The 15,978-nt window shown below is 73.8% G+C and carries 11 protein-coding genes; 1 reads left to right on the top strand and 10 read right to left on the bottom strand.

Going from position 1 to position 15,978, the window contains the following annotated elements:
* Positions 1-31 precede the first annotated feature (31 nt).
* The 9 genes from IEY56_RS07585 to IEY56_RS07625 form a co-directional block, all read right to left on the bottom strand.
* Complete coding sequence (locus tag IEY56_RS07585) at positions 32-808, bottom strand: nucleotidyltransferase domain-containing protein (RefSeq protein WP_189036333.1); 777 nt, start codon at positions 806-808, stop codon at positions 32-34.
* A gap of 122 nt (positions 809-930) precedes the next feature.
* The gene (locus IEY56_RS07590) at positions 931-1,527 is read right to left on the bottom strand and encodes a TetR/AcrR family transcriptional regulator (protein WP_189036334.1); all 597 of its coding nucleotides are present in this window, start codon (positions 1,525-1,527) and stop codon (positions 931-933) included.
* The gene (locus tag IEY56_RS07595) at positions 1,515-2,294 is read right to left on the bottom strand and encodes an enoyl-CoA hydratase family protein (RefSeq protein WP_189036335.1); all 780 of its coding nucleotides are present in this window, start codon (positions 2,292-2,294) and stop codon (positions 1,515-1,517) included. The genes IEY56_RS07590 and IEY56_RS07595 overlap by 13 nt, the downstream gene beginning before the upstream one ends.
* A 61-nt stretch (positions 2,295-2,355) precedes the next feature.
* Positions 2,356-3,945, bottom strand: a complete 1,590-nt coding sequence (locus IEY56_RS07600; protein ID WP_189036336.1) for a 4-coumarate--CoA ligase family protein — start codon at positions 3,943-3,945, stop codon at positions 2,356-2,358.
* Positions 3,946-4,080: 135 nt separating this feature from the next.
* Entirely contained in the window at positions 4,081-5,283 is a 1,203-nt protein-coding gene (locus IEY56_RS07605; RefSeq protein ID WP_189036337.1) for an acyl-CoA dehydrogenase family protein, read from the bottom strand.
* Positions 5,280-7,469, bottom strand: a complete 2,190-nt coding sequence (locus IEY56_RS07610; RefSeq protein WP_189036338.1) for an ATP-binding protein — start codon at positions 7,467-7,469, stop codon at positions 5,280-5,282. Before IEY56_RS07610 ends, IEY56_RS07605 begins: the two co-directional genes overlap by 4 nt.
* 41 nt (positions 7,470-7,510) lie before the next feature.
* A complete protein-coding gene (locus IEY56_RS07615) occupies positions 7,511-9,115 on the bottom strand; it encodes an acyl-CoA carboxylase subunit beta (RefSeq protein ID WP_189036339.1) in 1,605 nt (534 codons plus the stop codon).
* Positions 9,112-10,779 carry an acyclic terpene utilization AtuA family protein gene (locus IEY56_RS07620; RefSeq protein WP_229711721.1) on the bottom strand — a complete coding sequence of 556 codons (1,668 nt, stop codon included), beginning with the start codon at positions 10,777-10,779 and terminating at the stop codon, positions 9,112-9,114. Before IEY56_RS07620 ends, IEY56_RS07615 begins: the two co-directional genes overlap by 4 nt.
* Positions 10,780-10,886: 107 nt before the next feature.
* Complete coding sequence (locus IEY56_RS07625) at positions 10,887-11,735, bottom strand: TIGR03084 family metal-binding protein (RefSeq protein ID WP_189036340.1); 849 nt, start codon at positions 11,733-11,735, stop codon at positions 10,887-10,889.
* A 300-nt stretch (positions 11,736-12,035) separates the two neighbouring features.
* Between IEY56_RS07625 and IEY56_RS07630 the strand changes: the two genes are divergently transcribed.
* Positions 12,036-12,839: a hypothetical protein gene (locus IEY56_RS07630; protein WP_189036341.1), complete on the top strand. Its 804-nt coding sequence runs from the start codon at positions 12,036-12,038 to the stop codon at positions 12,837-12,839.
* 96 nt (positions 12,840-12,935) lie between these two features.
* Here the strand turns inward: IEY56_RS07630 and IEY56_RS07635 are convergent, their stop codons facing one another.
* Positions 12,936-15,929 (bottom strand): FAD-binding and (Fe-S)-binding domain-containing protein, encoded by a 2,994-nt coding sequence (locus IEY56_RS07635; protein ID WP_189036342.1) that lies wholly within the window; start codon positions 15,927-15,929, stop codon positions 12,936-12,938.
* Between the last annotated feature and the right edge of the window lie 49 nt (positions 15,930-15,978).

Here is a 15,978-nt window from a genome sequence, read left to right on the forward strand (position 1 = left end):
GCCTGAGGGGCGCGGGCCCCGTCCGTGCTCCTCAGGCGGCCGCGCGCTCCAGCAGCGCCGACGCGGCGTCGACGGCGGACGTCAGCGACCGCGCGTCGGCGGTCAACCCGCCGAGGAGCCCGTCGACTTCGCGCAGTCCGGCACGTGAGAGAAGTGTCTTCTCGTTGGTGACCCACTCTCCACGTGCGGCCAGCACCCCGTGCGCCGCCTGGCAGGCCGCCGTCGCGACGGCGCCCGCGGTCTCGGTGGGCATCCCCCGCTCCGCGTAGGCGCCGCGGGCATAGCCGAGGGTGTGCCGCGCCTCGGCCCACCAGCGCCGCGGCGCCGACCGCCGCAGCGCGTCGGGGTATCCGGGACGCGGCAGCTCGCCGTGGAGGACGCGGTTGACCGCCAGCTCGGCGAGGAGGACGTACGTGGGGACGCCCGCCAAGTAGAAGAGCAGCCGCTCGACTTCGAAGCGTCCCCGTTCCGCGTCGGCGAGGACGCGGCCCACCTCGTCCAGGTCGCGGTAGTGGACGTCGACCCGCCGGCCGCGCACCTCCAGCCAGGCGCCGCCGTTGAAGACCCCTCCGCCCCAGCCCCCGATCTCGGAGACCTCCCCCGGCCAGCCGAGGTCGCGCACATGCTCCGGGGAGAACGCGCCCCGGTAGTAGACGGCGAAGTCCCAGTCGCTGCCGGGCGAGTGGGTCCCGGTGGCCCGCGAACCTCCGAGCGCGACGGCCTCGACGCGGGGCAGCGCCGCGAGCCGCCGCGCGACGTGGGCGGTGAACTCCTCGTCAGTGCCTGCCTGTTCGGGGTCGTCGTCCATGAGCCGGAGTCTAGGCGCGCGGATCAGAGGCGCCGTAGAGGCCGGCGGGACACCTGCACGAACTCCCGGCAGGGAGCGCCGAGTCCGGTCCGGGAACCCGCGGTCACGCCGGAGGCAGCCGCCTACCGGCCCAGCACGTCCCGCACGATCCGCGCCCACTGCGCGACGACCCGTTCACGACGTGCGCTGTCGTCCCGCAGGAGGTTGGCGAGGCCGAGGCCCCGCGCCATGTCCAGCAGCCCCTGGACGGTCTCGCGGACGCCGGGGGCCGACTCGTCGGCGCCCAGCAGTTCGACCGCCATGCGGTGGGTCTCCCGCCCGATCCGGGTCTCCAGGTCGGTGACGCGCGGGCCCAGCTGGGGTTCGTTCGACGCGGCGACCCACAGTTGGAGCGCGGCGCGGAAGAGCGGGCCGGTGAAGAGGGCGACGATCTGCCGCACGGCCGCCGGTGTGTCGGGCGGCGTCGGCAGCGTCCGCAGCGCCCGGGACCGCTCCTCCGCGACGTACTCGACGGCCGCCGTGAACAGGTCCTCGCGGGTGGGGAAGTGGTGCTGCGCCGCGCCCCGGGAGACCCCGGCGTGCTCGGCCACGACCGTCACCGTGCTGCCGGACCAGCCGAGTTCGGCCAGGCAGGTGACCGCCGACTCCAGCAGCCGCTGCCGGGTCGCGCGGCTGCGGTCCTGCTTGGGGGCGGCGCCGCGGGTGTTCACGGCACCCATTCCGGCTCCCGTCGTTCGAGGAATGCGGTCATGCCCTCGCGGGCCTCCTCGGATGCGAACAGCCGCGCGGACAGTGCGGCGAGGCTATCGGTGTCCCTGTCGAAGGTCCGCAGCACCTCCGCGGTGACCAGCCGCTTCGACTCCGCGAGCCCCTGCGGGGAGCCGCGCCGCAGCCCGTCGAGGACGGGGGCGAGCAGGTCGTCGACGTCCTCGTCGCCTGCGGCGGCGAGCGTGACGAGGCCGATCCGGGCGGCCTCCGCCGCGTCGAACCGCTCACCCGTGAGGTAGTAGCGGGAGGCGGCCCGGGCGTCGAGCCGGGGCAGCAGCGGCATCGAGATGACCGCCGGGGCGACGCCTATCCGCGCCTCCGTGAACGCGAAGGTGGACGCGGGCCCGGCGACGGAGATGTCGCACGCGCCCAGGAGCCCCGTGCCGCCCGCCCGGACGTGGCCGTCCACGCGGGCGACGACCGGTTTCGGCAGCTCGACGATCGTCCGCAGCACCGCCGCGAGGTCCCCCGGGCTCTGGCCGCCCTCGCGCAGGTCGGCGCCCGCGCAGAAGGTGTTGCCGGTGTGGGTGAGGACGACCGCGCGCGTCCCCCCGTCCTCGGCTGCCTTCTCCAGTCCCGCGTACAGCTCGCTCACGAGTCCCACGGACAGCGCGTTGCGGTTGCCCGGGGAGTCGAGCGTCAGCGTGGTGATCCCCTTCGCGTGCGCGCTGCGCACCAACGGGCCCCTGGTCGCGTCCTGTTCGGCGGCTGTCCTCACTTCTCGCCCGTCCTCTCGCTCGTGTCGCGGCCGGACCGCCCGGCGCCCGCCGGCGGTCGGCTCATGCCTCGCCGGCCTCCGCGGCGCGCAGCTCGCGCCGCAGGATCTTTCCGCTGACGGCGCGCGGCACGTCCGCGATGAACTCCAGCCGCCGCACCTTCTTGTACGGGGAGACCTGTCCGGCCACGTACGCCAGCACGTCCTCCTCCGTCAGCCGTGCGCCCTCGTCCCCCTGCTGCCGGACGACGAACGCCTTCGGGACCTCGTTGCCCTCCTCGTCCTCCACCCCGATGACGGCCGCGTCGGCGATCGCCGGGTGGGCCAGGAGCACGGCTTCGAGCTCGGCGGGAGCGACCTGGTAGCCCTTGTACTTGATGAGCTCCTTGACGCGGTCGACGACGTACAGCCAGCCCTCGTCGTCGACGCGTCCGACGTCGCCCGTGCGCAGCCACCCTTCGGCGTCGATCATGGCGGCGGTCTCCCCCGTCCGGCCCAGGTAGCCCTTCATGACCTGCGGGCCGCGGAAGAGCAGTTCGCCGGTCTCGCCCGCGCCGAGGTCGCGGCCGGGGTCGTCCAGGGCGACGACGCGCATCTCGGTGCTCGGCATCAGCTTGCCGACGGTGCCGGGCGGGGCGGCCGCCGAGTGCCGGGGCACCAGGTGCGTCCCCGGGGAGAGCTCGGTCATCCCGTACGCCTGCTTCACCTCCGGCAGCCCCAGCCGCCGCGCGCACGCGGCCCCCAGGTCCGCGTCGAGCGGGGCGGCGGCGCTGACGACGTACTCGAGCGAGGACAGGTCGTACTTGTCGACGTCCGGGTGCTTGGCGAGGGCGAGGACGATCGGCGGCGCGACGTAGAGGGCGTTCACCCGGTGCGCCTCGATCGCCGACAGGAACTGGTCCAGCTCGAAACGCGGCAGGACCACGACCGTGGCCCCGTTGCGCAGCGGCGCGTTCATCAGGGCGGTGAGGCCGTAGATGTGGAAGAACGGGAGCACGGCCAGCAGCGTGTCCCCGGGGCCGCTCGGCATCAGCGGGTGGATCTGCGCGAGGTTGGTGGCGATGTTGCGGTGGGTGAGCATCACGCCCTTGGGCATCGACGTGGTGCCGGAGGAGTACGGCAGCGCGGCCAGGTCTTCGGCCGGGTCGAACTCCACATGCGGCTCGGCCGCCGTGCTGTCGCGCATGTCCAGCAGGCTGCGGTGGCCTTCCACCCGGTCGCAGACGAAGATCTCCTCGACGCCCCCGGCCTCTTCCGCAGCCTGCCGCGCCGTCTCCAGCAGCGCCGAGACGGTGACGATCCAGCGCGCGGAGGAGTCGCGGAGCTGGCGTGCCAGCTCCTTCGCCGTCGCGAGGGGATGGACGGTGCTGACGGCGGCCCCGGCACGCGTCGCGCCGTAGAAGGCCGCCGGGAAGAGGACGGTGTTGGGGCTGTGCAGGGCGACCACGTCGCCCTTGCGCACACCGGCCTCCGCCAGCGCCGCGGCGATCCGGCGGCTGAAGCCGTCGAGTTCCCCGTACGTCAGCGAGCCGCCGCCGGTCCCGTCCACGAGCGCGGTGCGGGCGGCGTGCGCTGCGGCGCTCCCTCCCAGCACGGCGTCGTGGATGGGCTCGTCGACGACAGGAACGTCGGGGTACTCACTGCGGAAGTGCATGCGGTCCTCCGGGAGCGGCGGTCGGGAACGGCGCGGCAGGCCGGCCTGGCCGGACAAATGGCCAGAAGTGACCTCACAGTCTGCTGCCATCGGCACGTTTCCGGCAGTACCCGTGACGCCCCGGCCGCCGCACGGTCAGTACGACTTGGGCAGCCCGAGGCTCTGGTGCGAGACGAAGTTGAGGATCATCTCCCGGCTGACCGGCGCGATGCGGGCCACCCGCGCCGCGGTGATCATGGAGGCGATCCCGTACTCCCGGGTGAGGCCGTTGCCGCCGAGGGTGTGCACCGCCTGGTCGACGGCCTTCACGCACGCCTCGCCCGCCGCGTACTTGGCCATGTTCGCCGCCTCGCCCGCGCCCATGTCGTCGCCGGCGTCGTACAGGGCGGCGGCCTTGGACGTCATCAGGCGGGCCAGCTCCAGGTCGATGTGGGCCTGGGCGAGCGGGTGCGCGATGGCCTGGTGGGCGCCTATCGGCTCCTTCCACACCTGCCGCGTGCGGGCGTAGTCCAGGGCCCGCTCCAGGGCGTAGCGGCCCATGCCGATGCCGAACGCCGCCGTCATGATGCGCTCGGGGTTGAGCCCCGCGAAGAGCTGCAGCAGCCCGGCGTCCTCTCCCCCGCGGCCTCCGGCGTGGGAGGGGCCCCCGCCCACCAGAGCGTCGGCGGGCAGCCGGACGTCGTCGAGGACGAGCTCGAACTGCTTCTCGGGCGCGGACAGTTCCATCTCGATGGGGTTGCGTGTGAAGCCGTCCGCGTCACGGGGGACGATGAACAGGCACGGCTTGAGCTTGCCCGTGCGCTCGTCCTCGGTGCGGCCGACGATGAGCGTCGCGTCGGCGATGTCCACGCCGGAGACGAAGACCTTGCGGCCCGTCAGCACCCAGTCCTCTCCGTCGCGGCGGGCGGTGGTGGTGATGCGGTGCGAGTTGGAGCCGGCGTCGGGCTCGGTGATGCCGAAGGCCATCTTGCGGCTGCCGTCGGCGAGTCCGGGGAGCCAGGCACGCTTCTGCTCCTCGGTGCCGAAGCGTGCGATGACGGTCCCGCAGATCGCGGGCGAGACGACCAGCATCAGCAACGGGCATCCGGCCGCGCCCAACTCCTCCAGGACGATGGCCAGTTCGGTGATCCCGCTGCCTCCGCCGCCGTACTCCTCGGGGAGGTTGACGCCGAGGTAGCCCAGCGAGGCCGCCTCGGCCCACAGCTCGTCGGTGTGCTTGCCGTCGCGCACGACGTCCGTGAAGTACTCGCGCCCGTAGCGCTTGCCGAGCGCGGCGACGGCCGCTCGCAGGTCACGCTGCTCCTCGGACTCCAGCAGGGCCGCGTTCACTGAGGTCATGACGTCTCCTTCTGAGCGGACTGGTCACTCTGGGCGGACGGTTCTGACGGTTCGGGCTGGTCGCTCCGGGCGGGCGCTCCGGTCCGCGCGGCGTCCTCCGCTCCGGTCCGGCCGTCCTCGGTGACGACGGCGAGCAGGGCGCCGACGTCCACCTGGCGCCCCGGCTCGGCGTGCAGCGCGGTGAGGGTCCCGGAAGCGGGAGCGACGACCTTGTGCTCCATCTTCATCGCCTCCAGCCACAGCAGCGGCTCTCCCGCCTTCACGGCGTCGCCGACGGCCAGGCCCTGGACGACGCGTACGACCGTCCCCGGCATCGGTGCGAGCAGCGAACCGGGCTCGTTGCGGGTCTCCGGCTCCCGGAGGCGGGGAAGGGCGGTGAAGGCGTGGGAGCCGAGCGGCGGCGGGGCGTCGACGTGGACGTGCTCGCCGTGACGGCCGTACCGCGACACGGCGAACTCCCGCCGCACGCCGTCGACTTCGAGACGGACACGCTCCGGAAGGGCCTCCAGGAGGCGCAGCCGCACACCGGAGAGGGGCCCCGAACCGGCCTCCGCCGCAGGCGTTTCGCCGTCCGGGTGAGGGCCGTCCTCGACGCGCAGGCCGTCGCGCGTGAGCCGGTAGCGGACCTCGATCTCCTCCTGCGAGGGCTCCGTCCTGTACGTCTTGACCTGGGACTGCGAGGGCACGTTGCGCCAGCCGCCGAGTCGCGCGGTGACCGTCGTGCCGGCGGCCCGGTTGCGGGCGGCGTCGGCCAGCGCGGCAGCCAGGGCGGCGAGCCGGCGTGCCGTGGCGTCCCCGGGCCGCGTCAGCTCCTCCAGGTGCCTGTCGTAGAACCCGGTGTCGAGCCCCGCGGCCTGTCCGTCCGCGCCGTCGCCGCCGCTGCCCGCGTCCGCGAAGTCCGGGTGGCGCAGCGACCGTACGAGGAGTTCGCGGTTCGTGGCGGGGCCGTGCACGCGGGCGCGCTCCAGCGCGTGCGCCAGCCTGCGGACGGCCTCCCGCCGTGTCGGCGCGAACGCGACGGCCTTCGCCAGCATCGGGTCGTAGTGCACCCCGATCTCGTCGCCGTCCGCGACGCCGCTGTCGAGGCGTACGCCGGGCACCTCCAGGCGGTGCAGGGTTCCCGTCTGCGGCTGCCAGCCGCGTGCCGGGTCCTCCGCGTAGAGCCTGGCCTCCACGGCGTGGCCCCGGGGCGCGGGCGGCCCTCCGGGGTCGAGGGCCCCGCCTTCCGCGACACGGATCTGGAGCGCCACGAGGTCCACTCCGTAGACGCACTCGGTGACGGGATGCTCCACCTGGAGGCGGGTGTTCATCTCCAGGAAGTACGCGCGGCGACCGAGGCCGCCGCCCGCGGAGCCCGTCCCGCCCGGCCCGCCGGACGCGACCAGGAACTCGACCGTGCCCGCGCCCCGGTAGTCCACGGCCCGCGCCGCACGCACGGCCGCCTCGTGCAGCTCGGCGCGCAGTTCCGCGCTCAACGCGGGTGCGGGGGCCTCCTCGACGACCTTCTGGTGCCTCCGCTGCAGCGAGCAGTCGCGGGTGCCCAGCGCCCATACGGTCCCGTGGCCGTCCGCCAGGATCTGCACCTCGACGTGGCGGCCGCGCTCCACGTACGGCTCGACGAAGACCTCGCCGTCGCCGAACGCCGCCGCGGCCTCCGCACGCGCGGCCTCGATCTCCCCCTCAAGGGCGGCGAGTTCGCGCACGACGCGCATGCCGCGTCCGCCGCCCCCCGCCGCGGCCTTCACCAGCAGCGGCAGGTCGGCCTCCGTGGCCTCCTCGGGCCGTACGGGCGCCAGCAGCGGTACGCCGGCCTCGCCCATGAGCTGCTTGGCGCGGGTCTTGGACGCCATGGCCTCGATGGCCGAGGCGTCCGGGCCGATCCACACCAGTCCGGCGTCCCGCACCGCCCGTGCGAAACCGGCGTTCTCGGAGAGGAATCCGTAGCCCGGGTGCACGGCGTCGGCACCCGCCGCCAGCGCCGCCTCGATGACGAGGTCGCCGCGCAGATACGTCTCGGCGGGCGCGTCGCCCGGCAGCCGGACCGCCGCGTCGGCCTCGCGTACGTGCGGGGCGTGCGCGTCGGCGTCCGAGTGGACGGCGACGGTGGCGACGCCCAGCTCGGCGCATGTGCGGAAGACGCGCCGGGCGATCTCTCCCCGGTTCGCGACCAGCACCGATGTGATCATTCTCTGCTCCACTCCGCCGCTCATCGGCCCGTCACAGCCCCTCACATCCGGAAGACGCCGAAGCCGCCGCGCGCGCCCTCGACCGGCCCGGTGTGGATGGCGGACAGGCACATGCCCAGCACGGTGCGGGTGTCGCGCGGGTCGATCACCCCGTCGTCGTAGAGCCGCCCCGAGAGGAACATCGGCAGCGACTCGGCCTCGATCTGCTGCTCCACCATCGCCCGCAGGCCCGCGTCGGCCTCTTCGTCGAACGGCTTGCCCTTCGCCGCCGCGGACTCCCGCATGACGATCGACATCACGCCGGCGAGCTGCTGCGGACCCATGACGGCCGACTTGGCGCTGGGCCACGCGAACAGGAACCGCGGGTCGTAGGCCCGTCCGCACATGCCGTAGTGGCCCGCGCCGTAGCTGGCGCCCATCAGCACCGACAGGTGCGGCACCTTCGAGTTGGACACCGCGTTGATCATCATGGAGCCGTGCTTGACGATGCCGCCCTGCTCGTACTCCTTGCCCACCATGTAGCCGGTGGTGTTGTGCAGGAAAAGCAGCGGGATGTCGCGCTGGTTGGCGAGCTGGATGAACTGGGTCGCCTTCTGCGACTCCTCGCTGAAGAGCACGCCGCGGGCGTTGGCGAGGATGCCCAGCGGATAGCCGTGCAGCCGCGCCCAGCCCGTGACGAGGCTCGTGCCGTAACGCGGCTTGAACTCGTCGAAGTCGGAGCCGTCGACGACGCGGGCCACGACCTCGCGCGGATCGAACGGCGTACGCAGGTCGCCGGGGACGACGCCGAGCAGCTCCTCCTCGTCGTACTCGGGCGGCGCCACCGTCGCGGCGGCCGGACTGCCGTGCGCCTTGCGCCAGTTGAGCCGGGAAACGACGCTCCGCGCCTGGCGCAGCGCGTCCGGCTCGTCCAGCGCGAAGTAGTCGCCGAGCCCGGAGACGCGGGTGTGCATGTCCGCGCCGCCCAGCTCCTCGTCGCCGGACTCCTCGCCGGTCGCCATCTTCACCAGCGGCGGCCCGCCGAGGAAGACCTTCGACTGCTCCTTCACCATGATCACGTGGTCGGACATGCCGGGGACGTACGCGCCGCCCGCCGTCGAGTTGCCGAACACCACGGCCACGGTGGGGATTCCGGCCTCGGAGAGCCTCGTGAGATCGCGGAAGAGCGCGCCCCCCGGGATGAAGATCTCCTTCTGGCTGGGCAGGTCGGCACCGCCCGACTCCACGAGGCTGATGAGAGGCAGCCGGTTCGCGTAGGCGATCTCGTTGGCCCGCAGCGCCTTCTTCAGCGTCCAGGGGTTGCTCGCACCGCCCCGTACCGTCGGGTCGTTCGCCGTGATCAGGCACTCCACGCCCTCGACGACGCCGATACCGGTCACGAGGGACGCGCCCACCGTGTAGTCGCTTCCCCAGCCCGCCAGCGGCGAGAGCTCCAGGAACGGGGTGTCGGGGTCGACCAGCAGCTCGACACGTTCGCGGGCGAGCAGCTTGCCGCGTCCGCGGTGCCGCCGGACGTACTTCTCACCGCCGCCCGCCACGGACTTGAGCAGTTCGGCGTCGAGCTCGCCGAGCCGCCGCAGCATCGTCTCCCTGGCGGCGGCGTAGTCGTCGCCCCGCACGTCCAGCGTCGAGCCCAGCACGCTCACGGGCCCACCACCCCCTCGCAGATCTCCTCCGGCACGTCCGCATACCGAGCACGCAGCCACTCCCCCAGCGCCTTGGCCTGCGGATCGAACCGCGCCTGGGAGGCGACTCCCTGACCGAGCAGTCCCTCGATCACGAAGTTGACGGCCCGCAGACCGGGGAAGACGTGACGTGTGACCGCCAACCCGGCCGTCTCCGGCAGCAGTTCACACAACACGTCGACGGTCATCTCGTGCGCCAGCCAGCGCCACGCCGGCTCGCTGCGCACCCACAGGCCCACGTTGGCGCTGCCGCCCTTGTCCCCGCTGCGCGCTCCCACGACCGTCCCCAGCGGCACCCTGCGCACCGGCCCCGGGGGCAGCGGCTCGGGCAACTCCGGCTCCGCGGCCGGCCGGAGCTCCTGCGTCGTACGGGGCGGAGGGACGTCCTCACGGCTCCCGTCGGGCAGCACCGCGACGTGCGGTACGCGCGAGGCCTTCTCGTAGGCGGCCTCGAACACTCCGTACGGCGCGCCCTTCCCGGGCGGCGCCGTCACGTGGAAGCCGGGGAAGCTCGCCAGCGCCAGCTCGATCGCGGCGCCGCTGACGGCGCGCCCCACCGCGTCGGCGGAGGGGTCGCGTACGGCCAGCCGCAGCGTCGCGCTCGCCTCCTCCTGAACTGCGGGGTCCTCGCGGTCCGTTCGCGCGAGGGTCCACGTCACCTGTGCGGGACGGCTGCCGGAGCGCTCCAGCGCGTCCTCCATCTGCGCCTGTACGAGGGCCGCCTTGGCCTCGATGTCGAGCCCCGTCAGCACGAAGGCCACCTCGTTGCGCCAGCCGCCCATGCGGGTCAGCCCCACCTTCAGCTCGGGCGGCGGCGCCTCCCCCCGGACGCCCTCGATCCGCACCCGGTCCCGGCCCGCGTCGCGCAGGCGCACCGTGTCGAGGCGGGCGGTGACGTCGGGACCCGCGTAGCGGGCGCCCGCCGTCTCGTACAGCAGCTGCGCCGTCACCGTTCCCACGGTCACGGCGCCGCCGGTGCCGGGGTGCTTGGTGATGACGGACGTACCGTCGGCCTCGATCTCCGCGACGGGGAAGCCGGGATGGCGCACGTCGATGCCCTCCTGCGCGAAGAAGGCGTAGTTGCCGCCCGTCGCCTGCGTCCCGCACTCCAGCACGTGCCCCGCGACGACGGCTCCCGCCAGCGCGTCCCTGTCCCCGGCGGACTCGCCGGACCACCCGAAGTGGGCGGCGGCGGCGCCGCTCACCAGCGCGGCGTCCGTGACGCGGCCGGTGACCACGACGTCGGCACCGGCGCGCAGGCACGCGCTGATCCCCCCGCCGCCGAGATAGGCGTTGGCGGTCAGCACGCCCTCGCCCCACGAGCCCCGCGCCAGCACATCGTCTCCCTCGACGTGCGCCACCTCGGCGGGAACTCCCACCTGACCGCTCAACTCCCGTACGGCGGCGGCCAGTCCGGCCGGGTTCAGACCGCCCGCGTTGACGACGATGCGTACGTTCTTCTCGCGGGCGAGGGCCAGCGAGTCCTCCAGCTGCCGCAGGAACGTCCTGGCGTAGCCGCGCCCGGGGTCCTTCATGCGGTCCTTGCCGAGGATGAGCATCGTCAGCTCGGCGAGGTAGTCGCCGGTGAGGACGTCCAGCTCGCCGCCGGTGAGCATCTCCTCCATGGCCTGGAACCGGTCGCCGTAGAAGCCCGAGCAGTTCCCGACGCGCAGCACCTCGCGCCCGTTCACGTCCCGTCCGTTCACGTCGCGACCTTCCGCTTCCCGCCCGGTCACGAGCCGCTCCTCGCCGGGCGGCCCTCACCGGGCGGCCCGGCGAACGCCTGCGCGATCTCCAGCCAGCGGGAGGCGTCCGGGCCCTGCGCGTGCACGCCGGCGTCCGTGAGGTGGATCCGCTGCGTCACGAGCCTGCAGAAGCCGACCGCGTCCCCGGTCACCCGCTGCCCGGCACCGGCGGGCCCGTGCGTCCACAACTCACCGTCGACGCCCCGCAGTTCGACGCGGAACTCCTCCTCCGGCGGCTGCAGCCCGCGCACGGCGTAGGCGAAGTCCCGCGCCCGCACACCGATCCGCGCGACGTGGCGCAGGCGCCGCGTCGGCTCGCGTCGCACGCCGAGCGCGTCGGCGACGTCCTCGCCGTGCGCCCAGGTCTCCATGATCCGCGCGGTGGCCATACCGGCGGCGCTCATCGACGGCCCGTACCAGGGGATGCGGGCGCCACGCGGAACCTGCCCCAGCGCCCGCAGCAGTTCGGCGCGCCCGGCCCGCCACTGCTCCAGCAGCTCCGCCGGTGGCAGCGCGGCACCTCGCTCCGCGCCCTCGTCGACGAACCGTCCGGGCTCGGCGAGGGCGGCCTGCGAGGCGCGCCCGAAGGCGGCCTCGTCGGTGAGCGCCGTCAGCGACTGCCGGTCGGTCCAGGCGAGATGGGCGATCTGGTGCGCGACCGTCCAACGCGGGGCGGGCGTCGGCAGAGTCCAGGACTCGGCTTCGATCTCCGCCACGAGCCCGTCCAGCGCCTCGCCTTCGTCGCGGAGGTCCGCCAGAACGGCCGCAGCCGTATCGGCGGCGGTTCTACCGGCATCCGCGCCGGGACCGTCCGCGCTGCCCGCGGCTTCCGTCATCGCCCGCCCGCCCCTCGCTCGTCCGGACCACGAGCGTGACAGCGAAGACAAAAACAAGCAAGCATGCTTGGAAAGTTTCCGGTCCGGACGACGGGACGGAACGGCCGCCGGCCACGGCCCGTACCCCGGCAGCCGGACGCCACGGAGGCCCCACGGCTCCCGCTGCACGCCGCGCACCACACTTCCCGCCGCCGGTGCGGCATACGACACATAGCGGTTGCCCCGCAGTACCCGCGTACGGGTACAGGCCGGTGGAACACTGCCGGTGAAGTACCGAGGAAGGGACGGACGTTGGACATCGTGGACTTACTCCTGCTGGCCCTCGCCGGCGGCGCGCTCGCCGCCGGGCGCCACCTGCGCCTCTACCCGGCGAGCTGGGACAAGCGGGAGTACGTCTACGCCGCCCGGTACCGCGGCGCGCGCAACGACCTGCGGCAGGCCCGCGCGCGGAGGCGGTCGGTGCAGCACGGGGAACAGCGAGCGGTGGAGGCGGTGCAAGCACGCGTCGCCGAATCGGGCCGCAGAAGCAGAGAGCTCGTCCGATCGCTGAAGGAGGAGCGCGAGAAGGTGCGCCGGCCGCAGCTGGGACCCGCACTGGCCGACGACTTCGGAGAGCTGCGCCTGCACGAGCACCATCTGCAGTTTCTCCGCGTGACCCCCGACGCGGCCCCCACCCCCGACGGCGACCCGTTGCGGCTGGCCCGCATCACGGTGGCGACCGAACTGTCCCCGCAGGAGAACTGCTACATCAACGTGACGACGTCCGACGGCGACGAGCGTTCCGCCGTCTACCCACGTGGCCGGTACGAGGAGCGGGACGTCAAGGCCTTCAGGAACAGGATCCGGAGGCAGGCCGTGGCCGACGAGGAGTTCGCCCGCTCGCAGGAGGCCAGGGACGCCGAACTGACGGCCCGCATCGACGAGATCGAGGCGGACGAGGACAGGTCGAGGCAGGCGGGCCTCCGCGAGGTCGAGGAACTGGTCCAGGCCCAGCAGGCGGCACCCGAGCGGCTCGAAGCCGAGCAGAAGTGGCAGTACGCCCGTAAGAACTGGGCAGGCGACGCCCACCGCCAGCCGCCTCTGTGGGCGCGACCCTGGAAGTGAAGCGGCTTCGCCGCACCGCACCCCCAGGGCCGCACACCGTCCCTGCCCGGCCCTTCCGCCGGCCGCGAGAGCGTCAACCCGGCTGGATCCCGGTCCTCACGCGTCGTCTTCCCCGCGGTCGGCGCCCCCGCGCCGCTCCAGCCCCTCCGCGAGGACTTCCGCGAGGTGGCGGCTGGACCGCCCTTCGAGCTGTTCCAGCTGCGTGCGGCAGGAGTAGCCGTCCGCCAGCAGTTCGGCATCGCCGCCCGCCTCCCGCACGGCGGGCAGCAGCTGGTCCTCCGCGCAGGCGACGGACACTTCGTAATGCCCCTTCTCGAAGCCGAAGTTGCCCGCCAGGCCGCAGCAGCCCTTGCTCAACTCCCCTGTCAGACCGGCCCGTGCACGCAGCTTCCGGTCCGCTTCGTCCCCGATCACGGCGTGCTGGTGGCAGTGCGTCTGGCCTGCGACAGGACGGTCGATCCGCGGCGGTTCCCAGTCCGGGGCGTACTCCTGGAGCGTCTCGGCGAACGTCCGGACCGCCGCGGCGAGCCGCCGCGCACGCGGGTCGTCGCTCAGCAGCTCCGGTACGTCCGTGCGCAGCGCCGCCGCGCACGGCGGCTCCAGCACGGTCACGGGAAGGCCCGCGTCGAGTGCGGGCTCGATGTGGTCGAGCGTGCGGCGCATGACGGCGCGGGCCAGGTCGAGCTGTCCCGTCGAGACGTACGTCAGCCCGCAGCACACCTGTTTCGGCGGCACCGTGATCCGCAGGCCGGCGTCCTCCAGGACCCGCACCGCAGCCGAACCGGCCTCCGGCGAAAGGTAGTTGGTGAAGGTGTCCGGCCACAGCACCAGCGTCTTCCCGGCCTTGCCGCCGTCGCCCCGGGACTCTGCGCGCCCCGCGTCCTTGCCGCGCTGCCTGCGCCACCACCGCGTGAAGGGCTCCGCCGCCAGCGGCGGGATGTCCCGTTCCGGCGCGATACCGCCCAGCCGCTTCGCGATCGCCGCCAGCGGCCGTACGCGGGCGGCGGCGTTGAGCAGCGGCGCCGTCCTGCTCGCCGCCGCGAGCCGAAGCCACTGCGGGAGCCGGCCCATCGAGTGGTGCGCCATCGGGCGGCGCCTGCCCTGGTAGTGGTGGTGCATGAACTCGGCCTTGTAGGTGGCCATGTCGACGTTCACGGGGCAGTCGCTGCGGCACCCCTTGCACGACAGGCACAGGTCGAGCGCGTCGTGCACCTCCTCCGACTGCCAGCCGTCGGTGACGACTTCGCCGGCGAGCATCTCGTGCAGCAGCCGGGCGCGCCCGCGCGTCGAGTGCTTCTCCTCGCCCGTGGCGCGGAAGGACGGGCACATCACACCCGAACCGGCTTCCGTGTTGCGGCACTTGGCCACGCCGACGCAGCGCCGCACAGCCGCGGAGAAGTCCCCGCCGTCGTGCGGGTAGCCGAACTCCACGTCGACCGGCTCGCGCGGCAGCGGCGCGAAGCGCAGGTTCTCGTCGATGCGGGCGGGCCGCACCAGCATGCCCGGGTTGAGGCCCCCGGCCGGGTCCCAGAGGTCCTTGAAGCGCCCGAAGAGCTCCACCATCTCGGGCCCGTACATCCGCGGCAGCAGCTCGGCCCGCGCCTGCCCGTCGCCGTGCTCGCCCGACAGCGAGCCGCCGTGCTCGACCACCAGGTCCGCCAGCTCGTGGGAGAAGGTCCGGAACCGGCGGATCCCCTCGTCGCCGAGCAGGTCGAAGTCGATGCGCACGTGGATGCAGCCGTCGCCGAAGTGCCCGTACGGCAGCCCCCGCAGCCCGTGCTGCCGCAGCAGCGCGCGGAAGTCGCGCAGGTACGCCCCGAGCCGGGCGGGCGGCACCGCGCAGTCCTCCCAGCCGGGCCACGCCTCGCTGTCCCCTTCGCCGCCGGGCCCGCCCGGCATCCGCGTCGCCGTGCCGGAGGCGTCCTCGCGGATGCGCCACAGCGCGCGCTGCGCGCCCGGCGGCACGATCAGCCGGTGGTCCGTGACGCCGTCCGCCGCGGCGCGGCACAGCTCCCCGGCCCGCGCCCGCGCGTGCGCCTCGTCGTCCCCGCCGACCTCGACGAACAGCCAGGCACCGCCGCGCGGCAGGTCCGTCCTGGCGGCGTCCGAGACGAGGTCGTTGGCCATGCCCTCGACGGTCAGCGGCCCGTGGGGAAGGAGCCCGGCGGCGGCCTCGGCGGCGGCGCTCTCGTCGGGGTAGCCGAGCACCGCCAGGACGCGTGCTCCCGGCGCGGGCACCAGCCCGACCGTCGCGCGGGTCAGCAGGCCGAGCGTCCCCTCGCTGCCCGTGAACACCCTGGCCCAGTCCTCGCCCTTCTCGGGCAGCAGCTCGTCCAGCGCGTAACCCGAGATGCGGCGCGGGAGTTCGGGGAAGCCGGTGCGCAGCCGCGTCATCTCCTGGCGCACCAGCTCCCGCGCGCCCTCCCGCAGCCGGGCCGGGACGCCGTCGCCGCCGGGGGCCAGCAGCATCCGCTCCCCCGCGTGCCCGACGACGTCGAGTTCGCGGACGTTGTCGGCGGTCGTGCCCCAGGCCACCGAGTGCGAGCCGCACGAGTTGTTGCCGATCATCCCGCCGAGCGTGCACCGGCTGTGCGTGGAGGGGTCGGGGCCGAAGGTGAGGCCGTGCGGGGCCGCCGCGTCGCGGAGCCGGTCGAGGATGACGCCGGGCTGTACGACGGCGGTCCGGGCCGCGGGGTCGATGTGCTCGATGCGGTTCATGTGCCGTGTGAAGTCCAGGACGACGCCCGTGCCCGTGGCCTGGCCCGCGATCGAGGTCCCGGCGCCGCGCGCGACCACCGGCACGTTCGACTCGCGGCAGACGGCGAGCACCGCGGCCACGTCGTCCGCGTCGCGGGGGGCGACGACGCCCATCGGCACGCGCCGGTAGTTCGAGGCGTCCATCGTCACGAGCGCCCGCGAGGTGGTGGAGAACTCGACCTCGCCCCCGACGGCCGCTCTGAGCGCCGCCTCCACCTCGCCCGCGTCCGCCTGCGGCGCCGCCGCGTCGCTGTGCAGTCCTGCCGCCTGACTGTCCGTGCCTCGTGTGCGTCCCCGGGAGTCCCGGCCCGCCGCATCCCGTGCCTGTGCCATGGGACAAGCGTGCACGCTGACCGCCTCCCGGCGGCACCCTCCCCCGGGG

This window comes from Streptomyces daqingensis (assembly GCF_014645895.1).
GTDB classification, from domain to species: domain Bacteria; phylum Actinomycetota; class Actinomycetes; order Streptomycetales; family Streptomycetaceae; genus Streptomyces; species Streptomyces daqingensis.